The following is a 17,618-nucleotide window of genomic DNA, read 5'->3' as shown; positions in this document are numbered from 1 at the left end:
GCCTATGCCGTCCGACAGATTGGCGATCTATTCCGACGGTCTGCAGGGACTCGCGGCCGATGACCGGTTGCGGCGCCTCAGTCCACGGGCCGGTCTCGATTTCTCCTCCAACGACTATCTCGGTCTCGCACAGGCTCCGCGGATGAAGCGCGCGGTCGCCGCGGCCATGGAGGCCGGCACGCCGGTCGGTGCGGGCGGCTCGCGCCTGCTGCGGGGCAATTGCGAGGAGCACGAATGGCTCGAGGCGGAAGCGGCGCGCTTCTTCGGTGCCGAGAGTGCGCTGTTCTTCGGCTCCGGCTACATGGCGAACTTCGCCGTGCTCACCACGCTGCCGCAGCGCGACGACCTGCTGGTGCTCGATGCGCTGGTTCATGCCAGCACCCATGAAGGCGCGCGCGCCGGCCGTGCCGAGACGTGCCAGTTCATCCACAACAACGCCCAGTCGGCCGAGGACGCGATCCTGATCTGGCGCAGGGGCGGCGGGGTGGGCCGGCCCTGGATCGTCGTCGAAAGCCTCTACAGCATGGATGGCGATCTCGCGCCGCTGGCGGATTTGATCGCGATCGCCGAGCGCCACGATGCCTTTCTGCTGATCGACGAGGCCCATGCGACCGGGGTCCATGGCGCGCAGGGCCGCGGTCTTGCCGCAGCCTACGAGGGACGCGAGAGCATCGTGACCGTTCACACCTGCGGCAAGGCGTTGGGCGCCGCCGGCGCGCTGGTCACCGCAAGCCGCGTGCTGTGCGACACGCTGATCAATCGCTGCCGGCCTTTCGTCTTCAGCACGGCGCCGTCGCCGCTGATGGCGGTGGCGGTGATGGAAGCGCTTGCGATCCTGCGGGAAGAGCCGGAGCGGCAGCGGAGGCTGGCGCAGCTCGTCGCCTTCGCCCATCGCGCGATCGCCGCGCGCTTCGGTGAAAGCTGGTCGCCGTCGCAGATCATTCCCTGCATCGTCGGCGACAATGCGCGCGCGATGAACCTGGCTGCAGCGCTGCAGGCGCGGGGCTTCGACGTCCGCGGCATCCGCCCGCCGACGGTGCCGCCGGGCACGGCGCGGCTCAGGCTGTCGCTGACCTTGAATATCGACGAGGCGGCCATCGCGGCGCTGCTCGATGCGCTCGCCGACGAGATCGGAGGGCTGCGGCCATGACGCTGCGCATCGTGGTCACCGGGACCGACACCGGGATCGGCAAGACGGTGTTCGCCGCCGGCCTCACGGCGCTGCTCGGTGCCTGCTATTGGAAGCCGGTCCAGGCCGGCCTTGCCGAGGAGACGGATGCCCGCCGTGTCCAGCGGCTCGCCGAACTCGCCGACGACCGCGTGTTGCCTGAAGCCTATCGGCTGGCCGAGCCGGCCTCGCCGCATCGCGCGGCGCGCCTCGCAGGCATCAGCATCGATCCGCTCAGCCTCCGTCCTCCGCAGGCCGTCGGCCGGCCTGTCGTGATCGAGGGGGCCGGCGGGGTCATGGTGCCGCTCGATTCCGGAACGCTTTATCTCGATGTCTTCGCGCGCTGGCAGCTCCCGGTCGTGCTCTGCGCGCGCACCAGTCTCGGCACGATCAATCACTCGCTGCTGTCGCTGGCGGCGCTGCGCAGTTGCGGCATCGACGTGCTCGGCATCGCCTTCATCGGCGACGGCCACGACGACAACGAAGATACGATCTGCCGGCTCGGCGAGGTGAGGCGCCTCGGCCGGTTGCCCTGGGTCACGCCGCTGACGGCGCGATCGCTGCAGCAGGTGTTCGGTACTCAATTCCAGCGCACGGATTTCGAAGGATGACGCGCAACGCAGCCTCGCCGATCTGGCATCCCTTCACGCAGCATGCCCTCCAGCCCGAGATGACACCGGTCGCGCGCGGCGAGGGCGCCTATCTCTTCACCGCCGACGGCAGGCGGATCATCGATGCGATCGCGTCCTGGTGGGTGGTCACGCACGGCCATTGCCATCCGCATATCGTGCGCGCGATCCAGGATCAGGCCGAGCGGCTGGATCAGGTCATCTTCGCCGGTCATACCCATGAGCCGGCCGAGCAGGTTGCCGCCGGGCTGCTCGCGCTGGTGCCGCCGAGCCTCACGCACGTGTTCTTCTCCGACAGCGGCGCCACCAGCGTCGAGGTCGCGCTGAAGATGGCGCTCGGCTATTTCAGGAACATCGGCGAGTCGCGCACGCGCATCGTGGTGATGCAGCATTCCTATCACGGCGACACCATCGGCGCGATGTCGGTCGGCGCGCGCGGCGTGTTCAATGCGGCCTATGAGCCGCTGCTGTTCGACGTCGCCGTGGTCCCGTTTCCAGCGCAAGGCAGGGAACAGGCGACTCTGGATGCGCTCGCTACATTTTGCGAGAAGGACCGGCCGGCCGCCTTCATCGTCGAGCCCTTGGTGCTCGGCGCCGGCGGCATGCTGATGTATCCGGCCGCGGTGCTGCGCGAGATGCACCGGATCTGCAAGGCGTTCGGCGTGCTGTTCATCGCCGACGAGGTGATGACCGGCTGGGGCCGCACCGGCACGTTGTTCGCCTGCGAGCAGGCGGACATCGCCCCCGATATCGCCTGCTACGCTAAAGGACTGACTGGAGGCGCGATGCCGCTTGCGGTTACGCTGTGCAGTCCCGCCATCTTCGAGGCGCACTATTCGACCGACCGCGCCTGCACGTTCTTTCACTCCAGCTCCTACACGGCCAATCCGATCGCCTGCGCGGCGGCGAGCGCCAATATCGAGCTGTGGCGGCAGCCGCAGACGCGGGCCCGGGCCGCCGCCGTCGCGGCCGCGCAGGAGCGCTGCCTCGACCGCCTGCGTTACGACGAGCGATTTTCCGACCTGCGGCGCTGCGGCACCATCACCGCGCTCGATCTCCATGCCGACGAGCCGGGCTACCTCGCCGAGGTCGGCCCCAAGCTGCAGGCCTTCTTCCGCGACAGCGACGTCCTGCTGCGTCCGCTTGGCCACACGATCTACGTCATGCCGCCTTACTGCGTCACCGCCGGGGATGTCGAGACGGTCTATGCCGCCATCGACGAGGCCGTCGATCACGTGCTCTGAGGGGCTGTTGTGCGGACCACGATTTGCGCTCCGCGATCCCGCGCACTAGCATCGTGCCAACGTCGTTGCGGAGGAAGCGGTCATGAACGCGCCGGTCAGCGGAGATGGCACCAAGGAGTGCAAGGAGGCCAGCGCAGCCGTGGGCGCGGCGCAGCAGGCCTTGCTGGAAGCGCTGCCGTTCGGCGACACGGCCGATTTCGATGATGCCGCGCGCGGCTTTCTCGGCACGATCGATCAGGCCAAGGTGGCGACGGCGCAGGGGCGCACCGTCTGGAGCCTCGCGCCTTACGGCTTCCTTGATGCGGAGCAGGCGCCGCCGACCGTCAATCCCAGTCTGTGGCGGCAGGCGAAGCTCAACATGCATCACGGCCTGTTCGAGGTCGTGCCCGGCGTGTACCAGGTGCGTGGGCTCGACATCGCCAACATGACGCTGATCGAGGGGGACACCGGCGTGATCGTGGTCGACACGCTTACCTCGATCGAGGGCGCGCAGGCTGCATTGGAGCTGTACTACCAGCACCGCGGCGTCAGGCCGGTCACGGCGGTGATGTTCACGCATACCCACACCGATCATTGGGGCGGCGCGCGCGGCGTGGTCGACGATGATGCCCTGGCCAGCGGCCGCGTGCCGCTGATCGCGCCGAACCTGTTCATCGAGCATGCGGTCTCCGAGAACATCATCGCCGGCCCCGCGATGCTGCGGCGGGCGCAATATCAGTTCGGGCCGCTGCTCGCGAAGGGTCCGAAGGGCCATGTCGATTGTGGGCTCGGCAAGACCATGGCGGCGGGGGCCGTTGCGTTGTTGCGGCCGACCGACCTGATCATGGCGACCGGGGACACCCGGGTCATCGACGGTCTCACCTTCGAATTCCAGATGGCGCCGAACAGCGAGGCACCGGCGGAGATGCATTTCTTCGTGCCGCGCTATGGGCTCCTGAACCTCGCGGAGAACTGCACGCACAACTTCCACAACCTGCTGCCGTTTCGCGGCGCCGACGTGCGCGACGCGCTGGCGTGGTCGAAATATCTCGGCGAGGCGCTGCAACTGTGGGGCGGCAAGGCGGAGGTGATGTGCGGCCAGCATCATTGGCCGATATGGGGCGCGAGCCGTGTCGACGGCATGATCCGCGAGCAGCGCGACCTCTACAAGTTTGCCCACGACCAGACGGTGCGGCTGATGAATCATGGCCTGACCGCAAGCGAGATCGCCGAGCAGATCAGGCTGCCCCGGAGCCTCGAAGGGGCATGGCATGCGCGCGGCTATTACGGCCACATCCGCCACAACGTGAAGGCGATCTACCAGAAATATCTCGGCTGGTATGATGCCAATCCGGTCAATCTCGATCCGCTGCCGCCGGTCGAGGCCGGCCGGAAATACGTCTCCTATATGGGCGGGGCCGAGGCGCTGCTGGCGCGGGCGCGCGCGGACTTTGCCAACGGCGAATTCCGCTTCGTCGCGCAGGCCGTGGGTCATCTCGTCTTCGCCGAGCCGGACAATGCCGAGGCGCGCGCGCTGCTGGCCGACACGCTGGAGCAGCTCGGCTATGCCGCCGAGAGTGCGACCTGGCGCAATGCCTATCTGTTCGGCGCGCAGGAGCTGCGCCAGGGTATGCCGGAGGTTCCGGCCCGGCCCGGCCTGCCGCGCGAGACGCTGGCGGCGCTGCGCACCGAGCAGCTATGGGACGTGCTCGGGGTCAGGCTGAACGGGCCCAAGGCGGAGGGCAAGCACATCGTGCTGAACTGGACGTTCACCGACACCGGCGAGCGCTTCGTGCTCACCTTGCAGAATTGTGCGCTGACCTATGCGGTCGGCGTGCAGGCGTCGACCGCCGATGCGGGGTTCACGCTGGCGCGTTCGACGCTTGATGCGGTCATTGCCAAGGCCACGAGCTTTCCGGAAGCGGTCGCCGCCGGAAAGATCAGCTTCGCGGGCAATCCGATGCGGCTGGCCGAGCTGATGTCGCTGATGGATGAGTTCCCGCGCATGTTCGAGATCGTCGAGCCGAAACGGGGCGCCGTGACCTGAGTTGAGGCGGAGGCCGGGTTGCCGACTTGCCCGGCCTCCTCGTGCTATTCGGCGCTGCTGACCAGCCGGATACGCGGCTTCGCGATGTCGATCAGGCTGCGATACGCGGCGAGATAATCGAGCGCCATGCGGCGCGCGGTGAAGCGGCGCTCGAACTGCTCGCGCACGCGGGCGCGGCTCAGGTCGGGCAGGCGATTGACGGCCGCGACCGCGCTGAGCTCGTCCTCGACGATGAAGCCGGTCACGCCGTCGTCGATCACTTCTGGAACCGAGCCGCGGTTGTAGGCGATCACGGGCGTGCCGCAGGCCATCGATTCGATCATCACGAGGCCGAACGGCTCCGGCCAATCGATCGGCAACAGCAGTCCGAGCGCGCCAGACAGGAACTCCGGCTTCTCACGATCGCCGATCTCGCCAATGAACTCGACGAGCGGATTGTCGTGGATCAAGGGACGGATCGTCTGCTCGTAATAGTCTTGGTCAGCGCGATCGACCTTGGCCGCGATCTTCAGCGGAATCCCGCAGCGCATGGCGATCTTGATGGCACGGTCGACACCCTTTTCCGGGGCGATGCGTCCGAGCACGGCGAGATAGCTCGGCCTCACCGGCTTGGGCATCAGGAGCGTTGCGGGCAGTCCATGCAGCACGGTGCGCACCCAGTTCGCATTCGGCACCGGCCGGCGCTGTGAGTCCGAGATCGAGACGACGGGAACATCCTTGAAGACCGAGAACACCGGCTGGTGCTCCGGAAGATCGAGCCTGCCGTGCAAGGTGGTCAGGAACGGTGTGGGTTGCCGGTGGAACAGGGAGAACGGGTAGTAGTCGAGGTGGAAGTGCAGAATGTCGAACTGTTCGTCGTCGCATTGCTGCCGGACGTTTTCGAGCATCACCATGTGCAGCGCGTTCGGATCCCTCACCGAGCCGTCGAGGCGCAAAGCTCTCGGCCATGTTGGAGAGAGCTTCGCTGAGGTCTGAGAATCGCCGCTGGCGAACAGGGTGACGTCGTGTCCGAGGGCAACGAGCTCCTCGGTCAACCAATGAACGACCCGCTCAGTGCCGCCGTAGAGCTTCGGAGGCACGGCCTCCGTCAATGGAGCTATTTGCGCAATGCGCATCTCATCGTCTCCTGTTCGTGACCGATCATGGATGAATCCCCAATGGCACCGGCACTGCCACAGCGGGAACGTTGTCGCACGTGCGAAGTTCCATTCACGCGATCACTCTTTCTTCGACACAACGTGTTCCGCGCCGTCTCATTGATGCCATCCCCGCTCTCCAACGCTGCCGCCGCGGCATCACCGGAGGGCAGGGTTGCGCTGCGAAGGCGCACGGAACCGGAGAAATGGTTCATCGTTCATCTGGCCCCATCAGGTGTCGCCACGACCTCGCTCATCAAGGGGAAGACCATGGATCAGCTTTCAGGCTACGCGCACCGACCCTTTCCCTTCGTGATGCGCTATCTGCGCAAGCGTCCCACCGCCCATCTCGTCATCCTGATGGCCGTCATCGGTGCGGTTGCCTGTTCGGTAGGCACGCAATATGGCGTGAAATCCCTCGTCGACAGCCTCTCCGCCGGGCCTGCGGGCGGCGGCAACGTCTGGGCCGCGTTCGTGCTGCTGATGGCGCTGATCGCGACCGACAACATTCTGTGGCGCGTCGCCAGCTGGATCGCGAGCTTCACCTTCGTCCGTGTCACCGGAGATCTCCGGCGCGACATCTTCCGTCATCTCACCGGGCATTCGCCGAGCTATTTCGGCGACCGTTTGCCCGGCATGTTGTCGAGCCGCATCACAGCGACGTCGAACGCCGTGTTCACCGTCGAGAACATGTTCGTCTGGAACGTCTTGCCGCCATGCCTCGCCACCGTCGCGGCGATCTGTCTGATCGGAACCGTGAGCGGCCCGATGGCCATCGGCCTGCTGCTGATCTCGGCGATGATGGTGGCGGCGATGTTCCGTCTGGCGGCCGCCGGCAAACCGCTGCATGACGATTTCGCCGACAAGGCGGCCATGGTCGACGGCGAGATGGTCGACGTGATCTCGAACATGCCGCTGGTGCGCGCGTTCTGCGGCCTGCGCCACGAGCACGACCGATTCGATGCGACCGTCGACCGGGAGCTCGAGGCGCGCGGGCGCAGTCTTCGCTACCTCGAGAAGCTGCGCATTCTGCACGCGACGGTCACGATCGTGCTGACGGTCGCGCTGATGGCGTGGGCGATCTCGCTGTGGCAGCGGGGCGGGGCGACGACGGGCGACGTCGTGCTGGTCTGCACGCTCGGCCTCTGCATTCTCAACGCGACGCGCGATCTGGCGGTCGCGCTGGTCGACGTCACCCAGCACGTCGCGCGCATGAGCGAGGCGATCGCGACCCTGCTGCAGCCGCACGAGCTGCGCGATCACCCCGAGGCTGAGCCGCTGGTCAAGAGCGGTGCGGCCATCGCCTTCGACAACATCACCTTCCACTATCCAGGCGGCCACAAGCTGTTCGACAATTTCACGCTGCGTCTGCAGCCGGGCCAGCGCGTGGGCCTGGTCGGACAGTCCGGCGGCGGCAAATCGAGCCTATTCACGCTGCTGCAACGGTTCTATGATCCGCAAACCGGGCACATCAGGATCGATGGTCAGGACATCGCCAAGGTCACCCAGCAGAGCCTGCGCGAGGCGATCTCGGTGGTTCCGCAGGACATCTCGCTGTTCCATCGCTCCATTCTGGAGAACATTCGCTACGGACGTCCGAGTGCGACCGACGACGAGGTGTTGCGGGCGGCGATCGCGGCGCGCTGCGACTTCGTCGAGACGCTGCCGGAAGGATTGCAGACGATGGTCGGGGATCGCGGCGTCAAGCTGTCGGGCGGGCAGCGCCAGCGCATCGCGATCGCGCGGGCGTTCCTCAAGGACGCGCCGATCCTGCTGCTCGACGAGGCCACGGCTGCGCTCGACAGCGAGTCCGAGGAGGCCATCCGCGAGGCGTTGAGTCGGCTGATGCGCGGCCGCACCGTCATCGCGATCGCGCATCGGCTCGCGACCTTGCGGAATTTTGACCGCGTGGTGGTGCTGAAATCGGGCAGGATCATCGAGGACGGCGCGCCCGACCGGCTGATGCAGGACGAGGGCCCGTATCGGGATCTCGTGACCCAGGAGATGAACCGGCTCGCCAAGTTCGCCGCCTGATCGTAGCGTCGGGTCGCGTCGAGAACGTGCACTCTCGGTTGTCTGGGCACTTCAATATCGCATGAGGCCAACATGTCCGCCGAAGTCGCAAGCACACTGTCGTTGATCACCCAGACGGACGAGCCTGCCGAGCAGCCGTTCTATATTCCCATGACGGGGCCGGCGTCCCGGCCGCGGCGCTCGCTCAAGCACGACGATACGTTCATCGTCCTCGACGGCCATGGCGACATCGGCGCCTCGGCCGGCGGACCGGACGGTCTCTTCAACGCTGATACGCGCTATCTCGCGCGGCTCGAATTGACGCTGGACGACGTTCAGCCCCTGCTGCTCGGCTCGAGCCTGCGCGACGACAACTCCGCGCTGACCGTCGATCTCACCAATCCCGACATCTACAGCCAGGGCCGCCTGGTGCTGCCGAAGGATATGCTGCACATCGTGCGCACGATCTTTCTGTGGCATGGCACGGCCTATCAGCGCATCGGGCTGCAGAACCATGGCGATCGCCATGCCAGCTTCGATCTCAAGCTGACATTCGACAATGATTTTGCCGACCTTTTCGAGGTGCGAGGCACCGTGCGGCCGCGGCGCGGCATCGGCTTGAGCCGGCTGGTGGACCCGTCCGAGGTGGTCCTGCACTATCGCGGCCTGGACAATGTCCTGCGCACCACCGACGTGAGCTTCGATCCGCGTCCGACGCATCTCACCGTCAATGTCGCAACCTATCATTTCGACCTTGCCCCGCAGGAATCGGCCTCGCTGTTCGTGGCCGTGATGTGCAACGCCAAGGCCGGCGAGCGGCCCCGGCGCTTCTTCCGCAGCCTGCTCGCCCATCGCCGAGAGATGCGCCGATGCACCGTTGGCGCCGCCAGCATCGAGACCTCCAACGACATCCTCAACGAGGTGCTGTGCCAGGCAGCGGCCGATCTGAACATCCTGATGACGGATACGCCGGAGGGGCGTTATCCCTATGCCGGCATTCCCTGGTATTCGACCACATTCGGTCGCGACGGGCTGATCACCGCGATGCAGATGCTGTGGGTCGATCCGCGCATTGCCCGCGGCGTCCTGCGCCGGCTCGCCGTGCATCAGGCGCGCACGACCGATCCGCTGTCCGATGCCGAGCCCGGCAAGATCCTGCACGAGATGCGCGGCGGCGAGATGGCGGCGCTGCGTGAGGTGCCGTTCGGCTGCTATTATGGCAGCGTCGATTCCACGCCGCTGTTCGTGCTGCTCGCCGGGCTCTATATCGAGCGCACCGGCGACATCGACACCCTGAGGGAGCTATGGCCGGCGATCGAGCTGGCGTTGCGCTGGATCGACGGCCCCGGCGATCCCGATCGCGATGGCTTCGTGGAATATCAGCGCGCCTCCGAGCAGGGGCTCGCCAACCAGGGCTGGAAGGACTCCTACGACGCGGTGTTCCATGCCGATGGACGTCTCGCGGAAGGTTACATCGCGCTTGCGGAGGTGCAGGGCTATGTGTTTGCCGGCAAGCAGCTGGCGGCGCGTTGCGCCCGTCGGCTCGGCAAGGCCGAGATGGCGGACCGGCTCCAGGCCGAGGCCGCTGATCTCGCGGAACGGTTCGAGGACGCCTTCTGGTGCGAGGATCTGAACACCTATGCGCTCGCGCTCGACGGCCACAAGCAGCCCTGCCGCGTCCGGACGTCCAACGCCGGGCAGCTGCTGTTCAGCGGCATGGTGCGCGAGGATCGCGCCCGCAAGCTTGCCGCCGAACTGCTGCGGCCGCATTTCTTCTCGGGCTGGGGCATCCGCACGGTGGCCTGCGGCGAAGCGCGCTACAATCCGATGTCCTATCACGACGGATCGATCTGGCCGCACGACAACGCGCTGATTGCGCTCGGCCTGTCCCGCTATGGCCTGAAGCATGCGGTCGAGCAGGTGTTCGGCGGCCTGTTCGAAGCAGCGTCCTACATGGATCTGCGCCGGCTGCCGGAGCTGTTCTGCGGCTTCCGGCGCGAGAAGCATCGCGGCCCGACGCTCTATCCGGTGGCCTGCGCGCCGCAGGCCTGGGCCAGCGCGACGCCGTTCACCTTGCTCGAGGCGGCGCTCGGGCTCGAGTTCGACGCCGCGCGCGGCGAGATCCGCCTGCGCAATCCGCGGCTGCCGGCGTTCCTGGACTGGGTGGTGCTGCGCGATCTCAGGCTCGGCAACTCGACGATCGACCTGCGGATTCGCCGCCATGGCGAGGACATCTCCATGGAGGTGCTGCGCCGGCGCGGTCAGATCCAGGTCTCGCTGGTGCTGGCGCAATGATGGCGCTGAAACACGCTCTCCGCCGAGCTGCTCGCAGCTGCCTCCTCATGCTGCCGCTGCTGATCGGTCTGCATGCGACCCATGGGCATGCGCAGCAGCCGTCGCCGACACCGCCCGCCAAGGATGCGGCGGCGCCCGCGAAAGAGCCGGCACCACCCCCTTCGGTCACGATCCTCGGCGCGCGCGACGCGCATGGCGTGCTCGGTCGCGACGTGCGCAGCTCGACCGGCGAGGACATGGGCCACATCGTCGACGTCATCGTCGATCTCACCGGCACGGTGCGCGCCGCGGTGATCGATTTCGGCGGCTTCCTCGGCGTCGGCAGCCGCAAGATCGTGGTCGACTGGACCGCGCTCGATTTCAAGCACATCGCCGAGAAGAGCGACCAGGTCACGCTCGACCTCACCAAGGAGCAGGTGAAGGCCGCGCCCGAATACAAGGAGGACAAGCCCGTCGTGGTGCTCGGCGCGTCCGGCAAGCTGTCTCCCTGGGATTTCGATCATTGAGTTGATGGGTGAAATTGCCGGTCCGGCCTGCGCGTGCAGCGGAACGCGGTGGGGATGTTCTGTCCCGTCAGCCTCATGAGTTGAGATGTGAGAGCCATGCCGATTGCACGGCCGTCCAGATCACCTGACCGGGAGCCCGAGCCTGGCGGCGCGGCAGAGGCGGGCGCGCGTCCGGATGTCGGGCTGGATCATGGCCAGACGACTGCGAGACCTGCGCCGTCGCGGCAGAGCCTGCGCGGGCTGGACTGGTTCATCTTCTTCCTGGCCGACGTGCAGACCGGCTTCGGTCCCTTCATCGCGGTCTATCTGACGACGCAGAAATGGACGCAGGCGCAGATCGGCCTGGTGCTGTCGATCGGCGGCATCGTCGGGCTGATCGGGCAGATGCCGGGCGGCGCGATCATCGATGCGGCCAGATCCGAGCGCCGCGTCGCCGGCCTTGCCATCGCGGCCATCGGCGGCTGCGCGCTGGCCTATGCCGCTTGGCCGATCTTTCCCGTGGTCGCGGCTGCCGCAACGTTGCATGCGGCGGCGAGCTGCGTGCTGGGACCCGCGATCGCGGCGATCAGCCTCGGCCTGGTCGGGCCGCGCGGCATGGCGGAGCGGCTCGGCCGCAATGCGCGGTTCGCGTCGCTCGGCAATGGCGTGGCCGCGGCCGTGATGGGCACCTGCGGCTATCTGCTGTCCAGCCGCGCCGTGTTCCTGGTCACCTTCATTCTCGCCTTTCCGACGCTGATCGCGTTGTCGCGAATCCGCGAGCGCGAGATCGACGTCGCGCGGGCGCACGGCCGGGCCGATCACGAGGACAAGGAGGTCGCGCGGCTGTCGAATCTGCTCGGCCTGTTGCGTCAGCGCGCGCTGCTCGTCTTCGCGCTCGGCGTGTTCCTGCTGCAACTCGCCAATGCGGCGATGCTGCCGCTGATGGCCGGCGTAGTGACGACGAAATCGAGCGAATGGGCGCCGATGCTGATCGCGTTCTGCATCGTGGTGCCGCAGGCGATCGTGGCGCTGACCTCGCCCTCGGTCGGCGCGGTGGCGCAGCAATGGGGCCGCAGGCCGCTGCTGATGCTGGGGTTTGCCGCGCTCGCGATGCGCGGCGCGCTGTTCGCGGTCGTGCACGATCCCTACGTGCTGGTGGCGGTGCAGATCTTCGACGGCGTCACCGCGGCCGTCTTCGCCGTGATGATTCCACTCACGGTGGCCGACGTCGCCTTCGGCAGCGGGCACTTCAATCTGGCGCAGGGAATTGTCGGGACGGCGTCGGGGATCGGCGGATCGCTGTCCACCGTCGTCGCCGGCTTCGCCAGCGACCGCTACGGCAGCGCCACTGCCTTCATGGGTCTGTCGGGCGTGGCGCTGACAGGTCTTCTTCTGATCGCGCTGCTGATGCCCGAGACCGGGCACCGCCGGCGCAGGGCGTGAACGGGCAGGGCGCCTCAGGCGTCCATGCTGCGCAGGCGCTGGCGGTTGCGCAGCACGATCTGGCGGGCACCGGAGAAGCCGAGAACGCCCTGGCTGTGCAACTGCGACAGCGCGCGCGACACAGTCTCCAGGGTCAGGCCGAGATAGTCGCCGATATCGCGGCGGCACATCGGCAGCGCCATCATGCCGGCGACGGCGAGGCGGCGGTCCATCTCGAGCAGGAAGGTGGCGACGCGCTCCATCGCGGTCTTGCGGCCCAGCAGCAGCATGTGGTCCTCGGCATGGCGGAGATCGCCGGCCGTCATGGTCCAGAGCTTGCGGGCGACCGTGACGTCGACGCCGGCGGCCTGTTCAAGGCTGCGGCGCTTCACCAGGCGCACAGTGGTGTCGATGATGGCTTCGGCGGCGAGACGGTGCATGGAGCCGAATTCGAGGCCGAAAACGTCCCCTGGAAGATGGAAGGCGCCGATCTGGCGGCGGCCGTCGGAGAGCAGCTTGTAGCTGCGAACAGCGCCGGAGATCACCTGGTAGACGTACTCGGCCGGCTCATCCTCGCCATAGATCTCCTCGTCCTTCTTGTACGAGAACTCGCTGGCGATCAGCCCGGTGTGGCCGGTGATCTCGGCAAAGGGATTGGCCGCAGGAGAGGGGACGGTGTGGGGAACGTTGGTGCTGACGACCGAATTGATAACCGACTGATTGAGCATGACCATCTCCTTACGGCGGATGGCGATGTGGTACACGGCGGCTCCCGTTAAGGACATTTCGCGCGATATCTTAAGGGGGGTCCCTTACGTAGATATACGTAGGCCGGCCGGGTCAGGAGACGCGCTGTGCGGTACCCGAATGGTCGTTGGCGATCGCTTTGCGGATCCGCTTCACCAGATTGTCGTCGAGCAGCGGCTTGAGCAGGAAATCCTGGATCCCGACCGCCGCCGCGCGCGCCGCAAGCCTGTCATCGTAATGGCCGGTGATCAGCACCACCGGAGCGGTGGCGCCCTGCTTGCGCAACCGTTCGGCGAGCTCGACCCCGTTGATCTCCGGCATCTTGTAGTCGACCACGAAGCAGTCGACGGGCGCGTGGTCGGAGGCCTTGAGCAGCGCGGTGCCGCTGCGAAACGTGCGCACGTCGAAGCCGTCAGCCTCCAGCAGGAAGCGCAGCGAGCCGAGGACGTCAGCATCGTCGTCGGCTACGTAGACCGTAAGTTTTGTGTGAGCCGACATCGCACGTGCCGCGAGAATGTGATGTTGAACCGAGGCACAACATAACACTCGATTCTGTCAAGGTATCTTGATCTAGCTCAATCCTTCAGCGCGCCTGCGCGCATCGCCAGGCGCACCAGCTCGGAGAGGCTGTTCGCTCCCATCTTGGTCATCACGTTGGCCCTGTAGACCTCGATGGTGCGCGGACTGATGTCGTATTCGCGCGCGATCAGCTTGTTGGAGAGCCCGGCCATCAGCCCATCCATCACCTGTCGCTCCCGGGGGCTCAGGCTGGCGACGCGTGCCAGGACATCCTGCGTGACCGATTCGTTCTTCGCGGCCGGCTCGGCCTGCTGGACGGCCGTTTCGATCATGGCAACCAATCGCTCGTCCTCGAATGGCTTCTCCAGAAAATCGACCGCGCCGAGCTTCATCGCCTCGACCGCGAGCGGCACGTCGCCATGGCCGGTCATCACCAGGATCGGAAAGCTGCTGCCGGCGGCCTTCATGCGCTTGAGCAGCTCGATGCCGTCGATGCCGGGCATCCGCACGTCCGAGACGACGCAGCCGAAAGGAAGCGTCGGCAGTCGGCCGAGGAAGACCTCCGCGTTCTCGAACAGCGTGACGTCGAAGCCTGATGAATCGAGCAGGAAGTTGAGCGAATCCCGCATCGCCTCGTCGTCGTCGATCACATAGACCTTGGCCCGTTCAGCCATCGTGCTCAACCCTGGTCGAGGCCGCCGGCAGGGTGAAGCGGAACGTCGCTCCGCCCGCCTCGTTGTTCTCGGCCCACATGCGCCCCCCGTGGGCCTCGATGATGGACCGGCTGATCGAGAGGCCGACTCCCATTCCAGTGTCCTTGGTGGTGAAGAAGGTCTTGAAGAGGTTGGGCATGACGTCGTCGTGGAATCCCGTTCCGGTATCGGAGACCGAGACCTCGATCAAGTCGTCGCCGAGTCTGCGATTTGTCGCACTGAGCTCGCGGCGTCCGGAATGAGACATCGCCTCGAGCGCATTGCGGAACAGATTGACCAGGACCTGCTGGATCTGGACCCGGTCGGCGAGCACGAGGTCGGCCTCCGGATTGAGCTGGAAGCGCAACTGGACGTTCTGCTCGCGGGCGCCGGAAAGGCCGAGCGCGCCGGCTTCCTCGATCAGCTTCGACAGGCTCTCGACCCGCTTCTCCGATTCGCCGCGCGAGACGAAGTCGCGCAGACGGCGGATGATCTGGCCGGCGCGAATCGCCTGCTCGGCGGCGCGGTCCATCGCGCTCTCGATCTTGGGCGTGTTCGGATCGCCGCTGCCAGCCAGCAGCCGGCGCGAGCCTTTCATGTAATTGCTGATCGCGGCGAGCGGCTGGTTCAGCTCATGCGCCAGCGCCGAGGCCATCTCGCCCATGGCGCTGAGGCGCGACACGTGGACCAGCTCCGACTGCAATTCGCGCAGCCGCGCCTGGGTCTGCTGATGCTCGGTGAGATCATGGGCGAAGCCGGTGAAATAGGGCTTGCCGCCGGACTGCATCTCGCCGATCGACAGATGCATCGGGAATGTCGTGCCGTCGCGGCGGCGGCCGGTCACGATACGGCCGATACCGATGATACGGCGCTCGCGGCTGGCGTGGTAGCGGGTGAGGTAGCCGGCATGGCGGGAGCGGTCCGGCTCGGGCATCAATTCACTGACGTCGAGGCCGACCGCCTCCGCCTCGGTGAGGCCGAACATGCGCTCCGCCGCGGAGCTGAAGAACTGGATCGTACCGCTGCCGTCGATCACGATCATCGCGTCCGGCACGGTGTCCAGGATCGAGCGGAAATGCTGCTCGCGCAGCCGCAGCGTCTCCTCCAGCCGCTTCTCCTGGTCGATGTCGAGGGCGATGCCGCGCAGGCGGTGCGGTGTGCCGGCCTCGTCGGGGACCACGCCGGCAAGCACGCGAATCCAGTGGCCGCTGCCGGACATCTTGAACGACATGTCGAACCCGGTGCTCTGACGGCGCGAATCCTCGATCGCCGCCTCAACCGGCGCGCGATCCTCGGGCGCCAGCAGCGCCAGGAAGGAGCCGTAGGTCACCGGCTCGTCGGCCGCCACGCCGAACAGCTTCCGCGTCGTCACCGACCAGTAGAACTCGCCCGAGGCCAGATCGAGATCCCACGCGCCGAAGCCCAGCGTCCGAGCGTCGTCGGGCCTGGCGGATGCATCCGGGAAGGGTTGGGTGAAGCCGCGCAATTCGAAGCCTTTGATCGATTCGCCGTTGTTCGATTCGCCGTTATCGCCGCAGCCGGGAGGCCGACCACCGCGGTATCCTATACCAGATTGCGCCCCTGCAACCCGGCCCGACTTAAACTTTGGTTCGACAATTCAAGGCTTTCTCCGATCCTGGGCCGGGTTCCAACGGTGTCCTGCCGCCCGTGCTTCACCGCCGCACCTTGATCTATCTCATCACGGCAGGTGATTTCACCTCTAAGAGCTGCATGGAAGCAATGTTTGGAGAGACGGGATGACGTTCGCGACTGTGATGGTGAGCCTTGCGCTCAGTCAGCCGAATGAGGCCCGCCTTCAGGTCGCGGCCGACCTTGCGGCGCGCTTTGACGCGGGTGTCATCGGCGTGGCGGCTGCGGAATTCGCGCCGCCGCTCTACTTCACGACCGGCGAGCAGGCGCAGGATCTGATCGAGCAGGGCGAGGCCGCGCTGCGGAATCGACTGGCCGAGCTCGAACAGCAGTTCCGCACCGCCGTTGGTGACCGGGCTGCGTCGTTGAGCTGGCGCGGCGCTGTCGATTTTCCCGCGCGCCATGTGCTGGCGCAGGCCCGTGCCGCCGACATTCTCGTCACCGGCAGCGTGCCGCCCGGGATGTCCGATGCGTTCGCGGTCGCCAATCCCAAGGATCTCGTCATGCAGGCCGGGCGCCCGCTGCTCGTGGTGCCGGACAACGTCAGCTCGCTCGATCTTGGGACCGTGCTGGTGGCCTGGAAGGAGACATCGGAGGCGCGCCGGGCCCTGACCGATGCCCTGCCGCTGCTCGCCAAGGCGAGCGGCGTCGTGGTCGTCGAGATCCTGGAGAACACCTCGGAATATGACGCCTGCGCAGCGCGTCTTGCGGACGTGGTCGCATGGCTCGGCCGTCACAAGATCGTCGCATCGGCGCGCGTCGCGGAGCCAGGGCAGGGACGGAACGTTGTGGCCACGCTCGACGCCGTCGCCGCCGATCTTTCGGCAGGCCTCGTGGTGGCCGGCGCCTATGGCCATTCCCGGTTCCGCGAGCTCGTGCTCGGCGGGGTTACCGAGCATCTGATGACGCGCAGTGAGCGTTGCGTTCTGCTGTCGCACTGAAATTCGACCCGCTCCATTCGAGAACAGGATTGCCGCCTTGTACAGATTTCTCGAGGAAACCGCCGGCAACTACATGACGCGCAACGTCACGACCGTGAGCCGGGAGACGACGATCCGCGAGCTCGGCGAGATGTTCGACCGCGACGATTTCAACACCTACCCCGTCGTCGAGAACGACGAGGTGATCGGCATCGTCACCAAGTTCGACGTGCTGAAATGCTTTGCCTTCACGCCGAATCAGATGCTGCCGCGCTACAGCGACCTGATGAACCGGACGGTCGCCGACGTGATGACGTCCGAGTTCATCTACGTCAGGCCGGATACGAAGCTGACGCGCGTGCTGCAGTTGATGGTCGAGCATCGCATCCGCAGCCTTCCCGTGACCGATGCCGACAACCGCGTGGTCGGGATCGTCGCCCGCGAGGACATCGTGCGAGCGCTGGCGGCTGCCGCCAAGGATTGAGCGCGGCGCGCTGAGCCCGAAGCCTGCTACGAACGTCTAATGACGGCCGGCATGCATCGCTGCATGCCGGCCGTCGCCGTGTCTGCGACCGAAACCGCGTCGTCGTGCAACACTCCGCCTGTTTACCGGCGAACCGGTCGCAAAGTTGATTTCGATCAATTCCACGTGTGAACGATTGTGGTTGCTGG

Annotated in this window: 15 protein-coding genes; 10 read left to right on the top strand and 5 right to left on the bottom strand. The window is 66.4% G+C overall.

Annotated elements, in window-relative coordinates:
* Positions 1-4 precede the first annotated feature (4 nt).
* The 4 genes from QW881_RS18275 (at position 5) to QW881_RS18260 (ending at position 5,067) form a co-directional block, all read left to right on the top strand.
* Positions 5-1,150, top strand: a complete 1,146-nt coding sequence (locus QW881_RS18275) for an 8-amino-7-oxononanoate synthase (RefSeq protein WP_315758548.1) — start codon at positions 5-7, stop codon at positions 1,148-1,150.
* The gene (gene bioD / locus QW881_RS18270) at positions 1,147-1,779 is read left to right on the top strand and encodes a dethiobiotin synthase (RefSeq protein WP_315758476.1); all 633 of its coding nucleotides are present in this window, start codon (positions 1,147-1,149) and stop codon (positions 1,777-1,779) included. The genes QW881_RS18275 and bioD overlap by 4 nt, the downstream gene beginning before the upstream one ends.
* Positions 1,776-3,041, top strand: a complete 1,266-nt coding sequence (locus tag QW881_RS18265) for an adenosylmethionine--8-amino-7-oxononanoate transaminase (RefSeq protein ID WP_316159124.1) — start codon at positions 1,776-1,778, stop codon at positions 3,039-3,041. The genes bioD and QW881_RS18265 overlap by 4 nt, the downstream gene beginning before the upstream one ends.
* An 82-nt stretch (positions 3,042-3,123) precedes the next feature.
* On the top strand, positions 3,124-5,067 hold the full coding sequence (locus tag QW881_RS18260; RefSeq protein WP_315758478.1) for an alkyl/aryl-sulfatase: 1,944 nt from the start codon (positions 3,124-3,126) through the stop codon (positions 5,065-5,067).
* Positions 5,068-5,111: 44 nt separating this feature from the next.
* Here the strand turns inward: QW881_RS18260 and QW881_RS18255 are convergent, their stop codons facing one another.
* Positions 5,112-6,182: a glycosyltransferase family 4 protein gene (locus QW881_RS18255; protein WP_315758479.1), complete on the bottom strand. Its 1,071-nt coding sequence runs from the start codon at positions 6,180-6,182 to the stop codon at positions 5,112-5,114.
* Between the two features lie 291 nt (positions 6,183-6,473).
* Here QW881_RS18255 and QW881_RS18250 point away from each other — a divergent pair, with 291 nt between their 5' ends.
* From QW881_RS18250 to QW881_RS18235, 4 genes are all read left to right on the top strand, one after another.
* The gene (locus tag QW881_RS18250) at positions 6,474-8,237 is read left to right on the top strand and encodes an ABC transporter ATP-binding protein (protein WP_315758480.1); all 1,764 of its coding nucleotides are present in this window, start codon (positions 6,474-6,476) and stop codon (positions 8,235-8,237) included.
* A gap of 72 nt (positions 8,238-8,309) precedes the next feature.
* Positions 8,310-10,511: an amylo-alpha-1,6-glucosidase gene (locus QW881_RS18245; RefSeq protein ID WP_315758481.1), complete on the top strand. Its 2,202-nt coding sequence runs from the start codon at positions 8,310-8,312 to the stop codon at positions 10,509-10,511.
* 47 nt (positions 10,512-10,558) lie between these two features.
* Positions 10,559-11,017 (top strand): PRC-barrel domain-containing protein, encoded by a 459-nt coding sequence (locus QW881_RS18240; RefSeq protein WP_315737142.1) that lies wholly within the window; start codon positions 10,559-10,561, stop codon positions 11,015-11,017.
* A gap of 96 nt (positions 11,018-11,113) precedes the next feature.
* Complete coding sequence (locus QW881_RS18235) at positions 11,114-12,439, top strand: MFS transporter (protein ID WP_315758482.1); 1,326 nt, start codon at positions 11,114-11,116, stop codon at positions 12,437-12,439.
* Between the two features lie 14 nt (positions 12,440-12,453).
* On the opposite strand, the gene QW881_RS18230 is transcribed toward QW881_RS18235, so the two are convergent.
* The 4 genes from QW881_RS18230 to fixL all read right to left on the bottom strand — a co-directional run bounded on the left by QW881_RS18230 (position 12,454) and on the right by fixL (position 15,862).
* Positions 12,454-13,146, bottom strand: coding sequence for a helix-turn-helix domain-containing protein (locus QW881_RS18230; RefSeq protein WP_315758483.1), 693 nt, complete (start codon positions 13,144-13,146; stop codon positions 12,454-12,456).
* A gap of 112 nt (positions 13,147-13,258) precedes the next feature.
* Entirely contained in the window at positions 13,259-13,663 is a 405-nt protein-coding gene (locus QW881_RS18225; protein ID WP_315737144.1) for a response regulator, read from the bottom strand.
* A gap of 77 nt (positions 13,664-13,740) precedes the next feature.
* Complete coding sequence (fixJ, locus tag QW881_RS18220) at positions 13,741-14,358, bottom strand: response regulator FixJ (protein WP_315758484.1); 618 nt, start codon at positions 14,356-14,358, stop codon at positions 13,741-13,743.
* Entirely contained in the window at positions 14,351-15,862 is a 1,512-nt protein-coding gene (fixL, locus tag QW881_RS18215) for a sensor protein FixL (RefSeq protein WP_409999162.1), read from the bottom strand. Before fixL ends, fixJ begins: the two co-directional genes overlap by 8 nt.
* A gap of 271 nt (positions 15,863-16,133) precedes the next feature.
* Between fixL and QW881_RS18210 the strand changes: the two genes are divergently transcribed.
* Both QW881_RS18210 and QW881_RS18205 read left to right on the top strand, forming a co-directional pair.
* Positions 16,134-16,967 carry a universal stress protein gene (locus QW881_RS18210; protein ID WP_315758485.1) on the top strand — a complete coding sequence of 278 codons (834 nt, stop codon included), beginning with the start codon at positions 16,134-16,136 and terminating at the stop codon, positions 16,965-16,967.
* A 37-nt stretch (positions 16,968-17,004) separates the two neighbouring features.
* Positions 17,005-17,430 carry an HPP family protein gene (locus QW881_RS18205; protein ID WP_315737147.1) on the top strand — a complete coding sequence of 142 codons (426 nt, stop codon included), beginning with the start codon at positions 17,005-17,007 and terminating at the stop codon, positions 17,428-17,430.
* Positions 17,431-17,618 lie beyond the last annotated feature (188 nt).

Origin of the sequence: Bradyrhizobium sp. SZCCHNS3016, assembly GCF_032484535.1 — a bacterium.
Lineage (GTDB): Bacteria > Pseudomonadota > Alphaproteobacteria > Rhizobiales > Xanthobacteraceae > Bradyrhizobium.
This window is presented reverse-complemented; position numbering and strand designations above follow the sequence as displayed.

Excerpts from the sequence above, each read along its gene's own strand:
- QW881_RS18260 (WP_315758478.1), top strand. The coding sequence starts at position 3,124 with ATGAACGCGCCGGTCAGCGGAGATGGCACCAAGGAGTGCAAGGAGGCC.
- QW881_RS18245 (WP_315758481.1), top strand. The coding sequence starts at position 8,310 with ATGTCCGCCGAAGTCGCAAGCACACTGTCGTTGATCACCCAGACGGAC.
- QW881_RS18250 (WP_315758480.1), top strand. The coding sequence starts at position 6,474 with ATGGATCAGCTTTCAGGCTACGCGCACCGACCCTTTCCCTTCGTGATG.
- QW881_RS18225 (WP_315737144.1), bottom strand. The coding sequence starts at position 13,663 with ATGTCGGCTCACACAAAACTTACGGTCTACGTAGCCGACGACGATGCT.
- QW881_RS18235 (WP_315758482.1), top strand. The coding sequence starts at position 11,114 with ATGCCGATTGCACGGCCGTCCAGATCACCTGACCGGGAGCCCGAGCCT.
- QW881_RS18255 (WP_315758479.1), bottom strand. The coding sequence starts at position 6,182 with ATGCGCATTGCGCAAATAGCTCCATTGACGGAGGCCGTGCCTCCGAAG.
- QW881_RS18240 (WP_315737142.1), top strand. The coding sequence starts at position 10,559 with ATGCTGCCGCTGCTGATCGGTCTGCATGCGACCCATGGGCATGCGCAG.
- QW881_RS18210 (WP_315758485.1), top strand. The coding sequence starts at position 16,134 with ATGACGTTCGCGACTGTGATGGTGAGCCTTGCGCTCAGTCAGCCGAAT.
- bioD (WP_315758476.1), top strand. The coding sequence starts at position 1,147 with ATGACGCTGCGCATCGTGGTCACCGGGACCGACACCGGGATCGGCAAG.
- QW881_RS18230 (WP_315758483.1), bottom strand. The coding sequence starts at position 13,146 with ATGCTCAATCAGTCGGTTATCAATTCGGTCGTCAGCACCAACGTTCCC.
- fixJ (WP_315758484.1), bottom strand. The coding sequence starts at position 14,358 with ATGGCTGAACGGGCCAAGGTCTATGTGATCGACGACGACGAGGCGATG.
- QW881_RS18275 (WP_315758548.1), top strand. The coding sequence starts at position 5 with ATGCCGTCCGACAGATTGGCGATCTATTCCGACGGTCTGCAGGGACTC.
- QW881_RS18265 (WP_316159124.1), top strand. The coding sequence starts at position 1,776 with ATGACGCGCAACGCAGCCTCGCCGATCTGGCATCCCTTCACGCAGCAT.